The following is a 12543-nucleotide window of genomic DNA, read 5'->3' as shown; positions in this document are numbered from 1 at the left end:
AGGAGCGTCTGCGCCAGCGTATCCAGGGCGATGTCCAGGTTGGGATGGCCGCTGAAGGTATGGCTCAAGCGCATATGCTGGTGATGCAAACCACTGAGGCTGAACAGTTCGCCTGGGGCAATCACCACCTGCTGGGCGAGCATGCGCTGAAACACCAGGCGCATATCCACCGGCGCCGTCGACTGCAACCAAAAACTCGCCCCGGCCACGGGCATGCGGTAATGCACACACCCTTGCATACGCGCATCCAAGCGGTGACTCATGGCGTGCGCCTGCTCATGCAGGCGCTGGCGCAGCGTGTGAAGGTGCTGGTCGAACCGACCGCTTTCGTACAGCCGCGCAATGGCGCGTTGACGAATGGCGGACAGTCGAAACGAACGCAGCAAGAACTGGCGTTGCAATTCATTGCTCATCTGCCGCGCCAGCAGGTAACCAAAGGGCGCTTCCGGGCCCAAAACCTTTTCGAACGAAGAAAACACGATCAGCCGCTCTGGGTTGACCAGGCTGCGCAAGGCCGATCCGGGCGGCGCAAAGCTCAGGTCACCAAAGGTATCGTTCTCCAGCAACCAGCAGCCGTGCTGGTCGAGCAGACGCGCTACGTGCAGCCGCTCGGGGTCGGTCATGGCGTTACCCGAAGGCATGCTGACCACGGATGAGAGCAGCACGAGGTGCACTGGTTCATGACGCAGCAGGTGCTCCAATGTGGTCAAGTCCGGGCGGCCGTCGGCACGCCAGGGCCATTCAATGACCCGCACGCCAGCGGCCTGTAGCAGGCGCAAGACCAGGTAATCGCACGGCGATTCAACTACCACCACCGTGCCTTTAAGGTCCAGGGCATCAACGAGGATTTCCAGAACGCCCTGAAGGTCGGCACCGATATACACCTCATCAGCTTGCCAACAATGGGTGGGCGACGCGGTATAACGGGCTGCCAATGCAGCACGCAACTCCCACACGCCACAAGGTTGCGACGGTTGCAGATGATGGGGATACCGGCGCACCAGTTGGCGCTCCAGCGCCAGCAACGCGCCATCGAGGGACCCCAACAGCGCCGGTTCATCATTGCTGAGCACAACCATCGCCGGGCGCCGGGCGGCTGTATACAAGCGCTCGAGCAAGTCCGTACCCGCCATGATGGGCATGGTTGCGGCCACGGGCCAGGCGAAGTAGCCGGACTTGGCCACCGAGTACACTCGCCCTTCTTTTTCCAACAGCGAGTAAGCGTACTGAATCGTCGAGATTGACACGTTCAACCGCGTCGCCAACTGGCGCAGGGACGGTAGCTTGACCGGTGCTTCCCGGCTGACTTCATTGATCAGGTTGATCATGTAGCGATACACCGCCTGATAGGCAAAGTCTGCCTGTCGCTCTCCCCTCAGGTTCATCGCTGATCACCAGTTTCCATAGGTGAATACACGCGACTAGCGTCCCGACATTTGAGTGATACGAGCCTTGGACCGCTTGAAACGAGGTTCACATACACGCGCACTGCGTTTGCCCGGCAGCGGGCATTTGCGGTACAGGTGCTGCAACAACGGCAGCGACAACCCGCTGATATCCATCAGCCACTGGTGCAGCATGTCCGCGACGGGCTTGCCCTGCAGGGCCTTGTGGAGCTCGGGGAGCGCTACCAGCATGCCGGGATGGCATTGACGCAAGTAACCCTCCAGGCGTTCGCCATGCTGGACGAACGGCGCGAACACCAGGCAGGTCAATTGGCTTTCGTCCAGGCCAGAGAACGCCTGAGCACAAGCTGTAGACAACAGTTGGCCCTGCAGAGCACACGCTTCGGTGATCAACGCAACAGGTACCTGTCTTCGATGCAGGTAGTCCGCCGCCTGACGCAAGAACCCCTCGACGCCATGTTCGTAGGAGAGTTCGCGCAGGCACTGGGCCTGCAACCCATGCATATGCGCCATGAGTAAAGGGTTGGGGTAAGCAGGATGGCTGAAGTGGAACTCGAATGGGTCCCGCTTGTGGGCGAGGAATTGAGTGAGCAGTGGCGCTTGGGCAACGTCCACGTCGTCAAGCAGGTCGGCAATGCCGATATATGCCACATGACGGTGCCCGCCCCGGCCAGGACTCTCAGCGCCTGCGTAGTGCTCGCCATACAGGTGGCGGTAGCAACCGACACTCCATTCCTCCATGCGTGCAAACCATGCACTGAGCGACGACGGGTTAGCGGGTGCGAATGTCAGGCCGGTTGCCAAGGCGCTTTTTTTCAGCCACGCGATATATTGGCTTTGCTTGCGCACCGAGTCGCCGCTGACCAGAGCATGCACGCCGCCATTCCAGGTGGCGACCCGCTGGTAGAAATCGCCGAGGGCCAAAAAAGTGTCGTTGCACAGGGTGGCACGAATGTCGCCGGACGTCAGGTGCCCGATCATCAGCTTGTTGCGCCGGCTCACTTCACGCCCGGCACTGGCCGCAGGCCGTTGATGATTGAAGGGCAGCACTTCGTGGTTTTCCACCATCAACAGTTCCACCCGTGGGTCATCGTGGAAAAATAGCGCGCCGTAGCCGTGGTGCAGCGAATCGAGCGTGGCCTGAGTCATACCCGCGTGCCGCAACGTGGCCACACGCAAATGAAAAGTCTTGGGCGCGCGCCCAGCGATGGTCAGTTGCGCAGCGCGCAGCATCGCCAAGGTGTAGCTGCTGACTGCGCCGCCGCCGTGCCCGATCAGTACCTTGTAATTCCCCACTTGCTCCATGCCACCGGCGGCCACCACGATTCGCTGGATCAGCAATTGAAGCACCGTACGTTCAGCACGGGTAAAGTGCCCCACTAAACGTTGCAAAACTTGCTGGTAAACATAGCTCATGGCTTGTTCGTGAATAGTGCTCATCGTTCTACTACCTGAGTTGAAATATTAGTTTCGAGCAACTACCACACAGGAGCGCTCGACCTATTACACTTGTAGGCTTGTCATCCGTTGCGCAGCACGACATGGATTCAACATTAGCACTCTGCAACAAAAGTGCAGGTACAACCAAAAGAACAGTCGATGACTATCCCAGGACGTGAACCACGTAGCTGCGCGCCTTACAGCGCCAAAGACCGCCAGCCTTAGGAAGGCTCTGACAACGTCCTACACTGCTTTAACTAAGAAATTAGAGAAGCATCCGACAAATATTAATCATCCACTCATCCTGGCTTCTTGCAAAACGACGGGGTGCACACTTTGTACTTTTCGAAAAAAAAAATCAGACCATCGTTAGTTCCGCAAGCGCGAGATGTTAATGCCCGGCATTCAATCATGGCTCAATCCTTGAGATGACAAAGAAGGCTCAATTATCGGCACTCAAACAATGATTAACAGATACAGAACAGCGTCGAAAAGCAGTTCAGATGGCCTCTCAACCCAACTTAAATGACGCCCACACAACAGCGCCGCACTGGGTTTCAGGGCGGCGGAGGGCAATAACGGTATTGTTTACGGGGCGCAGCGCCCGTGCGGCGGCTCAACCCCGGTGCGGGTTAAGCCCTGTCAAATGGCGCATTTGCCTCATCAGCTCAGGCGCCGGAGTATTCATTTGCGAATACTCCTACAGCTCAAACAGCTTCAACCTGCAACGCCACCCGTTCGCGGCAAGGGCATTCATCCATGTATCGGTGCGCTTCGACGAACTGACTGAACGGAAACACCGTGGTTTTCAGTGGGACAAGCACACGGTCGGCTGTCAGCTGGTTGATATCGCGCAACGCACGCTGCAACGCCACCTGGTCCTGGATAATGCCCAGCTCCGGCTTGCCGGTGAAGTTGCCGATACAGTGCACAAAGAACTGAATGTTCTTCTGGAACGCCGCACAGGCCGGGAACGGCGTCTGGTTGCCACCTTGCAGGCCATACAGCACCAGGCTGCCACGCGGCGCCAGGACGTCACCGAGCAGCGACATCTGCGGGCCACCCAGGCCATCGAACACCACGTCGACGCCACGGTTGTCCGTGAACTTGTTGATCTGCATCAGCAGATCTTGTTCTTCGGTAACGATGACCTTTTCCGCCCCGAGGGACAGCAGGTATTCACGTTCAGCACTGTCTTTGGTGGCAGCAATCACCCGCACACCCAGGGCCTTGCCCAGCTGCACAAACGAAGGGCCGGCACAGTGGCTGGCGTCGGTCACCAGGGCAAACTGGCCGGGTTTGACCCGCGCCAGGTCCATATACGCAAAGTACGCGATGAGCAACGGCGTGTAATGCACGCTGGCTTCAATCGGGCTCAAGACATCCGGGTACCGGGTCAGGGCCGAACGGGGCAAGACGATCTGCTCGCCATACACCGGGTAATCATTGGGGCTCTCGGCCGGAAAACTGGCGACTTTATCGCCGACCGCCAAGTCATTCACGCCATCGCCCAGGGCAACCACAACCCCGGCCATCTCATGGCCCAGGCCAGAAGGCAGGCGTGCGTGGGAAGACGCCAGGTTCTGGCGCCACAGAATGTCGTACCAACTGATGCCGATCGCGTCGACACGCACCTGCACTTCGCCCGGTGCGGGCTGCGCGGCCGCATGCTCTTCGCATTTGAGCACCTCGGCCGGACCAAACTTGTGAAAACGGATCGTGCGGGACATCGCAAACCTCGTCAAAGTAACCTCTAATGCCATGAACTTTATCTGGGCTTTGGGGGTAAGACCACCGGTCACCATTAATAGTCGACATGCCTGTCATTGATTCCGCGAGCGAGGAACACACCTCAACTATCGTAGGAAAAATCAATTAGCCGGTGCAGAGTACCAGCCTTTCCCCGTAAGATTCATGCCGGTCATCCTTCTGAATCGAACCTCAGGGGGTTGCTACGTGACCGCTCACATCAAGTTTGCTGACTCTTCCAGGACACAAGATGAACCGTAACGACCTGCGTCGTGTCGACCTTAACCTCTTGATCGTATTCGAAACCTTGATGCATGAGCGCAGTGTGACCCGCGCCGCCGAGAAATTGTTCCTCGGCCAGCCGGCCATCAGCGCGGCGTTGTCGCGCCTGCGCGGGCTGTTCGATGATCCCCTGTTCGTGCGCACCGGGCGCAGCATGGAGCCCTCGGCCCGCGCCGTGGAAATCTTCGCCCTGCTCTCCCCGGCGCTGGACTCAATCTCCACCGCCGTCAGCCGCGCCGCCGAATTCGACCCGGCTACCAGCACCGCCGTGTTTCGCATTGGCCTTTCCGACGACGTCGAGTTCGCCTTGCTCCCACAGTTGCTCAAACGCCTGCGTTCCGAAGCCCCCGGCATTGTGCTGGTGGTACGCCGCGTCAATTACATCCTGATGCCCGGCCTGCTGGCCTCCGGTGAAATCTCCATTGGCGTCAGCTACACCGCCGACCTGCCCGCCAACGCCAAGCGCAAGGTACTGCGCCGCAGCCTGCCCAAACTGCTGCGCGCCGACAGCGTTCCGGGCTCGCTGAGCCTGGATGACTTCTGCTCACGGCCCCACGCGCTCGTGTCCTTTGCCGGCGACTTGAGCGGGTTTATCGATGAAGAGCTGGAAAAACTCGGCCGCAAGCGCCACGTAGTGCTCGCGGTGCCACAGTTCAATGGCTTGGGTACGTTGCTGGCGGGTACGGACATTCTGGCCACCGTGCCGGATTATGCGGCGGAAGCGCTGACGTCAGCGGGTGGTTTGCGTGCCGAGGACCCGCCGTTGCCGGTGCGCTCGTTTGAGCTGCACATGGCGTGGCGGGGGTCGCAGGATAATGATCCGGGGGAGCGGTGGTTGAGGTCGCGGATTCAGATGTTTTTTGGCGATCCCGAAAGTTTATAGGGACCATGTGGCAGGCTGTTTAGCTGATCATTTCTGCCCCTTCTCATCCCTGGGAAACTCATCCACTCCATTCGACGACGCGGTGCACCGAGACCTCTTGGAAGCAGTTGACCGCGTCCTGGCCTTCTCCATGTTGGACTCTCAGCGTGCAGATATTCATGAGCGCTACAAATCGCGAGAAACCCGTCAACCGCAGGGCTTTCTCCCGCACAACCCCATCATGCGCTGGGTGTCTTGAGGCACGAAGACCAGCGGCGCCACGATCTCCCGCACGCCCGAACTGTCGGTCAGCGGCGCGGCGTTGCCCATTGTGATTTGCGACGCGGCCTTCATGACCCATGCGTCGACATTCGCGTCGCCCGAACCTGTGAGCATCGTTACTTTCGGCGTACCGCTGTCTGACGTGAAGCGATAGGACAGCCGCACGCTCTTCTTCTCGCCCGTGGCATTGACCGCTTCAAACACTTCCCGGACAGCCAGCCGCCGAGTCTGCAGTTTGAGAAAACTCGTCAGCCAGATTTGCTGATAACGTTTCATTTGGTCTTCAGTCAGCGGTTGTCCTGCCAGACGCAGACGATTCATGGCTTGCCACTCTTCGTCGCCACAGTAACGGATTGCGCCCAGATAGAGTGCCAAGGCGCCAGGCAAATCCTGCGGGCCACCCTTGCCTTCCTCCATTAAACGCCCCAGCGCCAGCACGGCATTGTTGCCAGACAGGCGATAGAACTGGCGCGCCTTGGCATAGTCCACGGGCTCACCCTCGCCGCGTTCGGCCATCTGACCCAACAGCACATTGGTGGCCGGTTTAATCTTGGCGGACTCTACGAACAAGGCACGGGCCTTGCGAAAATCCTGATCGACGCCGTGCCCGCCTTCCTGATACAGCTTGCCCAGCATGGCCATGCAGGTGGCGTTGCCGTAACCGGCGAAGCGTTCGATATAACGCAAGTTGTCTCGGTTGAAGGGCTCTATACCGGCAAGGCCCATGCAGCGAAAACCAACGTGGAGGGAATCGTAATCAGCAGGTCGAAGCAGGCTTTGACAGCCCGCGAGGGTGAAGAAAAACAAAAGAAGGTAGGCTGGTTTTAACATGGCGTCCATGCGTCCTTGCGGTAAAAGCAAGGCATTATGCCAACCTTTGAGCAGAGGATATCGCCCAAATAGTGGCTTTTGCTGGAGGAAAGACACCCGTGCAACCACCCACTGGCACTCAGGCGCACGCGGTTACAGCTGCCGTAGAAGGGGCGCTCACGGTGGCGATCACGCCGAAGCAACCTCGTCCCGCTATATCGAATCGCAATGCCGTAGCGCTGGCTGCACTCGGTGCTGCACTGAACGAATGATGCTGACCGATAAGCTCAAGAATCTCGGCCAAACCACAAAAACGATCCCTGCGAGAGAAAAACACTGAGTACCAGCGCCTGCCAGACTGGAGTCCTTCGGAAATCGCCATTGGCGATCAATCGCACACTCGATGCGAATGAGGGCAAACAAAAGCGTTATCAACCTGAAAACATTGTCCTGGAGCCCAATCAAAATGCTTTGCGGGGATCCGGATAGCCTCTTTCATTCCTGGCTTTTCAGAGGCTCGCTACCCGGCACAAGCGCTCCTTCTTGCAATTCAATCGCGGCGTAAAAGCGTATTCGGTGCCACGCCAAACGCCTTGCGAAACGCATGGCTGAAATGCGAGAAATCAGAAAACCCAAAGTCCAGCGCCGCTTCGGACACACTGCGTACCTGGCCACGCTCGATTGCTTCTCGGCTGGCATTCAAGCGCTCTTTCCAGATCTCTGCAACGGGGGTTTTCTGGTAGCGTGCGAAGGCCCGTGTAACGGTGCGGGTGGACACATTGTGGGCTTTGGCGATGGCTTCAATCGACAGCTCCGGCTCGGTCAGGTGGCGTTGGATGTACTGCATGATGCGGCCGTAGAGGTCCATTTCCTGATGGCTGGTTTTCAGGTCCTGGAGTTCCAGGCTGATTACAAGCAGATCAAGCACAGCACTTGAGTAACGATTCGAGATGCGCTCATCCTGCAGCGACGCAGGCGTGCTCGCGGCCTGGTGCAGCATTTCACGCAAGGGCACGACGCCTGGGCGCCGGTCGTCGAGGACCATCGCGGTGTACTCGGCAATACGCGGCAGGCGTTCGGTGAGCAACGCTCTGGGAATACGGATCAAGTGGTTTTCGGTACCACCCAGGCTGAAGCGAAACGCCTGGGTTGCGTCATAAAGAAACAAGTTGCCCGTCGCCAGGTTGGCTTTTCTTGAGCCTTGTTCGATTTGCCCATGGCCCTTTCGAGCGAAACCCAACCATAAATCTTCGGCCGGACCGCTGCGCAGGTGCTGCTCGGAACGCTCCCAGTAATGCAGCGGCGAAGACAGCGTACAGATGTCCAGCGCGCCGACTGTATTAAGGGTGAGCGAGCCATCAAAGCGGCTCTGGGACAAGGGTTTGCTATCGGCCGCCAAGCAATGACGACAGACCACTTCTTTCCAATAATCAAACCGACGTGTTGCAGGGACGGCAAGGGTCGAATACTGAGTGTTCGGGTTCATGACGCTGACCTCGACAACGATGCAATAGGCGCTCGAGAAGTTGTAACGTGCGGCCGATTGTCAGCCATCGAAGCAATTAACACGCCAAATGCAGTGGCAAGCCAGCTTCCACATTTGCACCGACGGGTGTCAGATAGAGGGAGGCGGCTGTCAGGCCGTCACGGGAGCAAGCTCCCTCGCCACAGGTCTCGCGCCTATGCCCGTTTAAGGGCACATCACATCACGCCATCAGCCCGTGTGCACCAGCGCAGACCACAGGTGAACCTCCGTAGCAGGACTGTCTTTGCCAACCAAGCGGTTGTCTCGCCTAACAAAGCGCGGCCTTCTCTGCCGGCCTAATTTCCACCTCGCAGCAGCTCATACCCCGCTGATGAGGCACGCCATGCATCGACACTCTGCACCACGACTGGCTGATTCCTCCTGGCTTCTGCAACGGCGCGACCTCGCGCCTGAGGAGTCGGCTTATTGGTTGATTGAATGGGGGGCCATGCAGCTACTGCACCGACGGCAGGTCGCCAAGCGCCCCCTGCCGCCGACGCGATGACGCCCACCCGTAGGCCTGAACGAAGATAACGAGGAGCTCAAGATGGAATCTGCAATCGACACACATCTGAAATGCCCACGCACCCTGTCCCGCCGTGTACCCGAAGAGTATCAACCGCCGTTCCCGATGTGGGTGGCGCGCGCCGATGAGCAACTTCAACAAGTGGTGATGGCTTATCTGGGCGTGCAATATCAAGGAGATGCCCAGCGCGAGGCGGCCTTGCAGGCTATGCGCCACATCGTCGGCAGTTTCAGCCTGGCAGAGGGCCCGCAGAACTACGATTTGACCCAGCACACCGACAGCAGCGGCTTTGATAATCTGATTGTGGTCGGGTACTGGAAAGACCCTGCCGCCCATTGCCGCTGGTTGCGCTCACCCCAGGTGAATGACTGGTGGAGTTCACCGGATCGCCTGGGTGAAGGCCTGGGTTACTTCCGCGAAATCACCGCGCCACGCGCCGAGCAGTTCGAGACGCTATACGCCTTCCAGGAAAACCTGCCCGGTGTCGGCGCAGTCATGGATGCCACCAGTGGCGAGATCGAAGAGCACGGCTATTGGGGCTCGATGCGCGACCGTTTCCCGATCTCCCAGACCGACTGGATGAAGCCCACGAGCCAGCTGCAAGTGGTCGCGGGCGACCCCGCCAAGGGCGGACGCGTCGTGGTGCTGGGGCACGACAACCTCACACTGATTCGTTCAGGCCAGGACTGGGCGGATGCCGAGGCAGAGGAGCGCTCCCTCTACCTCGACGAAATTTTACCGACGTTGCAGGACGGCATGGACTTCCTGCGTGACAACGGTCAGCCGCTGGGCTGCTACAGCAACAGGTTCGTGCGCAATATCGACCTGGACGGCAACGTTCTCGACCTGAGCTACAACATCGGTCACTGGCGCTCGGTGGAGAAACTCGAACGCTGGGCTGAATCCCACCCTACCCACCTGCGTATTTTCGTGACGTTCTTTCGCGTGGCCGCGGGTTTGAAGAAGTTGAGGCTGTACCACGAGGTGTCCGTGTCCGACGCCAAGAGCCAGGTCTTCGAGTACATCAACTGTCACTCGCAAACCGGCATGTTGCGCGACGCCTTGCCGCCCACAGCCTGAGCGCCCGCGGCGTTTAACAACCCGGCTTCTACCGCCTGCCACCCTTCACGGGTGGCCCGGTCCCCTGTGCGAGGAATAAACAATGAACAAGATCCACCTGCTGACTCTCTCAACCCTGTTGCCCGCCCTCCACGCCAACGCGGGTGAAGTCGCGCCTGGCGATTACGAGCAATATCCGGTCGGCGCCACTATCGGTGCGATTTATTATCAGCACGCCACTACGGACTCGGCTTACGCCAACGGACACAAGGTCAGCTCTGACTTCAGGGTGACCTCCGACGTTGGCATCCTGCGTCTGCTCCATGTGTATGCGCTCAGCGACACAGTCACTATCGACCCGCAATTCCTCTTGCCTTTCGGGCACGTCTCCGGCGCAGGTGACGCCTCAGCACTGGGCAGTACTCGAGGCGTGGGCGACTTGATCCTCACCGCGCCGGTGAAATGGCGGTTCAACGAAGCCCGCGACACCCTCAGTATCGCCCCCTATGTGTATGTGCCTTCGGGGACGTATGACAAGGACGACGCGCTTAACCTAGGGGAGAACCGCTGGAAATTCGAACTGCAGAGCGCCTACGTCAAGCACTTCACAGAGAAATGGGCGATGGACCTGGTCGGCGGCGCGACCTGGTATGGCGACAATACGGATTACGGTGCAAATGCCGACCGCATGAAGCAGGACGTGTCCTACGCAGCGCAGATCATGGGGCGTTACATGCCGGACGCCACCACCACCTTTGGTATTGGCTTGGGGCGTACCTGGGGTGGCGAGACAAACGTCGAGCATGTCAATCAGGACAACGAACTAGGCACCACCAACTTGCGTCTCACCGCCACCAAGTTCGTCACCCCCACCGACCAGGTGCAACTGCAATTGGGCAAAGACCTCTCGGTGGACAACGGCACCCGCGAAGACTTCCGCATGAACCTGCGCTACGCGCACATTTTTTAACGCCAGAAACTGCGACCGCGCGCCCTTGGCGCCTGGGTGTCCGGCTCAACCAAGTCGATGTCTTTCTCAACCAAGCCGCCGGCTGGATGCGCGGACTATCTTGAGCCCCAGGCTCGCTGATATTGAGCACGCAGTGCTCTTCGGCCACTTACGATAAGGACAGCCCAACCATGGCAATCGCTCGCCCCACCCTTGAACAGCTATTGGATATTTCGAGCAGCCTGCACATGCAACTCAGTGCAAAGCAAGCCGATGAATACCTGGCGCTTATGCAGGCAAGCTTCGACGCATATGACCTGGTTGACGAGCTGCCGGACTTCATCCCGCCGGTCCGTTATGAACGCAGCTCGGGCTATCGTCCCTCGGCCGCACACAACCCGCTCAACGCCTGGTACTTCCGCACCGAAGTCAACGGTGCGCGCGAAGGCAAGCTGGCGGGTAAAACGGTCGCCCTCAAGGACAATATTTCACTGGCTGGCGTCCCCATGATGAATGGTGCCAAGCCGCTTGAAGGCTTCGTTCCCGCCTTCGATGCCACGGTTGTCACGCGCTTGCTGGATGCCGGCGCGACCATCCTCGGCAAGGCAACGTGCGAACACTACTGCCTGTCCGGCGGCAGCCACACCTCCGATCCTGCACCGGTGCACAACCCCTTTCGCCAGGGCTTTGCCTCGGGAGGCTCGTCTTCCGGCAGCGCAGCACTGGTTGCCGCCGGCGAGGTCGACCTGGCAGTTGGCGGTGACCAGGGCGGGTCAATCCGCATCCCTTCCGCCTTCTGCGGCACTTACGGCATGAAGCCGACCCACGGACTGGTGCCCTACACCGGCATCATGGCCATCGAAGCGACTATCGATCACGCCGGCCCCATTACCGCAAACGTGCGCGACAACGCCTTGATGCTGGAAGTCATGGCCGGCGCCGATGGGCTCGATCCGCGACAAGCCGCGCCGCAGGTCGACGCTTACAGCGATTACCTGGAACGCGGTGTCAGCGGGCTGAGGATCGGCATCCTGCGCGAAGGTTTTGAACTGGCCAACCAGGACCCACGTGTGGCCTCTTGCGTACGTCAAGCCATTGCAGCGTTTTCGCGGCTGGGCGCGCAGGTCGAGGAGGTGTCGGTGCCTGAGCACAGCATTGCCGGTTCGCTATGGCACCCCATCGGCTGTGAAGGCTTGATGATGCAGATGATGCACGGCAATGGGGCCGGTTTTAACTGGCAAGGGCTGTATGACCTCGGGTTGCTGGACCAGCAAGCCGGATGGCGCGATCAGGCCAATGACCTGTCCGCTTCTCTCAAGCTGTGCATGTTCGTCGGGCAATACGGTCTGGAACGCTACAACGGACGTTTCTACGCCAAGGCACAAAACCTCAGGCGCGTGGCACGTGCCGGGTATGACGCCGCGTTGGCGCGGTATGACCTGCTGGTGATGCCCACCGTCCCGATCATCGCCCAACCCCACCCGCAGCCGGGTTGCTCGATTACCGAGTACGTGGCCCGTGCACTGGAAATGATCGGCAATGCCTCTGCCCAGGACATCACCGGGCATCCGGCCATGTCGATTCCCTGTGGTCTGGTAGACGGTTTACCTGTCGGGATGATGCTGGTCAGCAAGCACTATGCCGAAGGCACGA

9 protein-coding genes are annotated in these 12543 nt (G+C 59.3%); 4 read left to right on the top strand and 5 right to left on the bottom strand.

Annotation, left to right across the window (positions count from 1 at the left end; genetic code table 11):
• The 3 genes from APH41_RS25355 to APH41_RS25345 form a co-directional block, all read right to left on the bottom strand.
• The coding region (locus APH41_RS25355; RefSeq protein WP_054922179.1) for a PLP-dependent aminotransferase family protein at nucleotides 1-1385 on the bottom strand (1385 nt) is incomplete at its 3' end.
• A 36-nt stretch (nucleotides 1386-1421) separates the two neighbouring features.
• Entirely contained in the window at nucleotides 1422-2846 is a 1425-nt protein-coding gene (locus APH41_RS25350; protein ID WP_172415478.1) for a hypothetical protein, read from the bottom strand.
• Between the two features lie 707 nt (nucleotides 2847-3553).
• Entirely contained in the window at nucleotides 3554-4576 is a 1023-nt protein-coding gene (locus APH41_RS25345; RefSeq protein WP_054922177.1) for a zinc-dependent alcohol dehydrogenase family protein, read from the bottom strand.
• Nucleotides 4577-4845: 269 nt separating this feature from the next.
• Here APH41_RS25345 and APH41_RS25340 point away from each other — a divergent pair, with 269 nt between their 5' ends.
• The gene (locus tag APH41_RS25340; RefSeq protein WP_034127379.1) at nucleotides 4846-5760 is read left to right on the top strand and encodes a LysR substrate-binding domain-containing protein; all 915 of its coding nucleotides are present in this window, start codon (nucleotides 4846-4848) and stop codon (nucleotides 5758-5760) included.
• A gap of 186 nt (nucleotides 5761-5946) precedes the next feature.
• Here APH41_RS25340 and APH41_RS25335 read toward each other — a convergent pair whose 3' ends face one another.
• Together APH41_RS25335 and APH41_RS25330 are read right to left on the bottom strand one after the other, a co-directional pair.
• On the bottom strand, nucleotides 5947-6852 hold the full coding sequence (locus APH41_RS25335) for a tetratricopeptide repeat protein (protein WP_169918805.1): 906 nt from the start codon (nucleotides 6850-6852) through the stop codon (nucleotides 5947-5949).
• A gap of 529 nt (nucleotides 6853-7381) precedes the next feature.
• Nucleotides 7382-8317 carry a helix-turn-helix domain-containing protein gene (locus tag APH41_RS25330; RefSeq protein WP_054895909.1) on the bottom strand — a complete coding sequence of 312 codons (936 nt, stop codon included), beginning with the start codon at nucleotides 8315-8317 and terminating at the stop codon, nucleotides 7382-7384.
• 586 nt (nucleotides 8318-8903) lie between these two features.
• Between APH41_RS25330 and APH41_RS25325 the strand changes: the two genes are divergently transcribed.
• From APH41_RS25325 to APH41_RS25315, 3 genes are all read left to right on the top strand, one after another.
• Entirely contained in the window at nucleotides 8904-9962 is a 1059-nt protein-coding gene (locus APH41_RS25325; protein WP_054922174.1) for a phenylacetaldoxime dehydratase family protein, read from the top strand.
• A gap of 82 nt (nucleotides 9963-10044) precedes the next feature.
• Nucleotides 10045-10911, top strand: a complete 867-nt coding sequence (locus APH41_RS25320; protein ID WP_054922172.1) for a transporter — start codon at nucleotides 10045-10047, stop codon at nucleotides 10909-10911.
• 170 nt (nucleotides 10912-11081) lie between these two features.
• Nucleotides 11082-12543, top strand: a 1462-nt coding sequence (locus APH41_RS25315) for an amidase (protein ID WP_054922170.1), incomplete at its 3' end; no start/stop codon positions are given.

The organism is Pseudomonas sp. NBRC 111138 (genome assembly GCF_001320835.1).
Taxonomy (GTDB): Bacteria; Pseudomonadota; Gammaproteobacteria; order Pseudomonadales; family Pseudomonadaceae; genus Aquipseudomonas; species Aquipseudomonas paracarnis.
Note: the sequence above shows the minus strand (reverse complement) of the source record. Positions and strands in the feature narration are given on the sequence as shown.

Bases quoted from the DNA above. Each gene is read 5' to 3' on its own strand.
- APH41_RS25350 (WP_172415478.1), bottom strand. From the start codon at position 2,846: ATGAGCACTATTCACGAACAAGCCATGAGCTATGTTTACCAGCAAGTT.
- APH41_RS25345 (WP_054922177.1), bottom strand. From the start codon at position 4,576: ATGTCCCGCACGATCCGTTTTCACAAGTTTGGTCCGGCCGAGGTGCTC.
- APH41_RS25340 (WP_034127379.1), top strand. From the start codon at position 4,846: ATGAACCGTAACGACCTGCGTCGTGTCGACCTTAACCTCTTGATCGTA.
- APH41_RS25335 (WP_169918805.1), bottom strand. From the start codon at position 6,852: ATGTTAAAACCAGCCTACCTTCTTTTGTTTTTCTTCACCCTCGCGGGC.
- APH41_RS25330 (WP_054895909.1), bottom strand. From the start codon at position 8,317: ATGAACCCGAACACTCAGTATTCGACCCTTGCCGTCCCTGCAACACGT.
- APH41_RS25325 (WP_054922174.1), top strand. From the start codon at position 8,904: ATGGAATCTGCAATCGACACACATCTGAAATGCCCACGCACCCTGTCC.
- APH41_RS25320 (WP_054922172.1), top strand. From the start codon at position 10,045: ATGAACAAGATCCACCTGCTGACTCTCTCAACCCTGTTGCCCGCCCTC.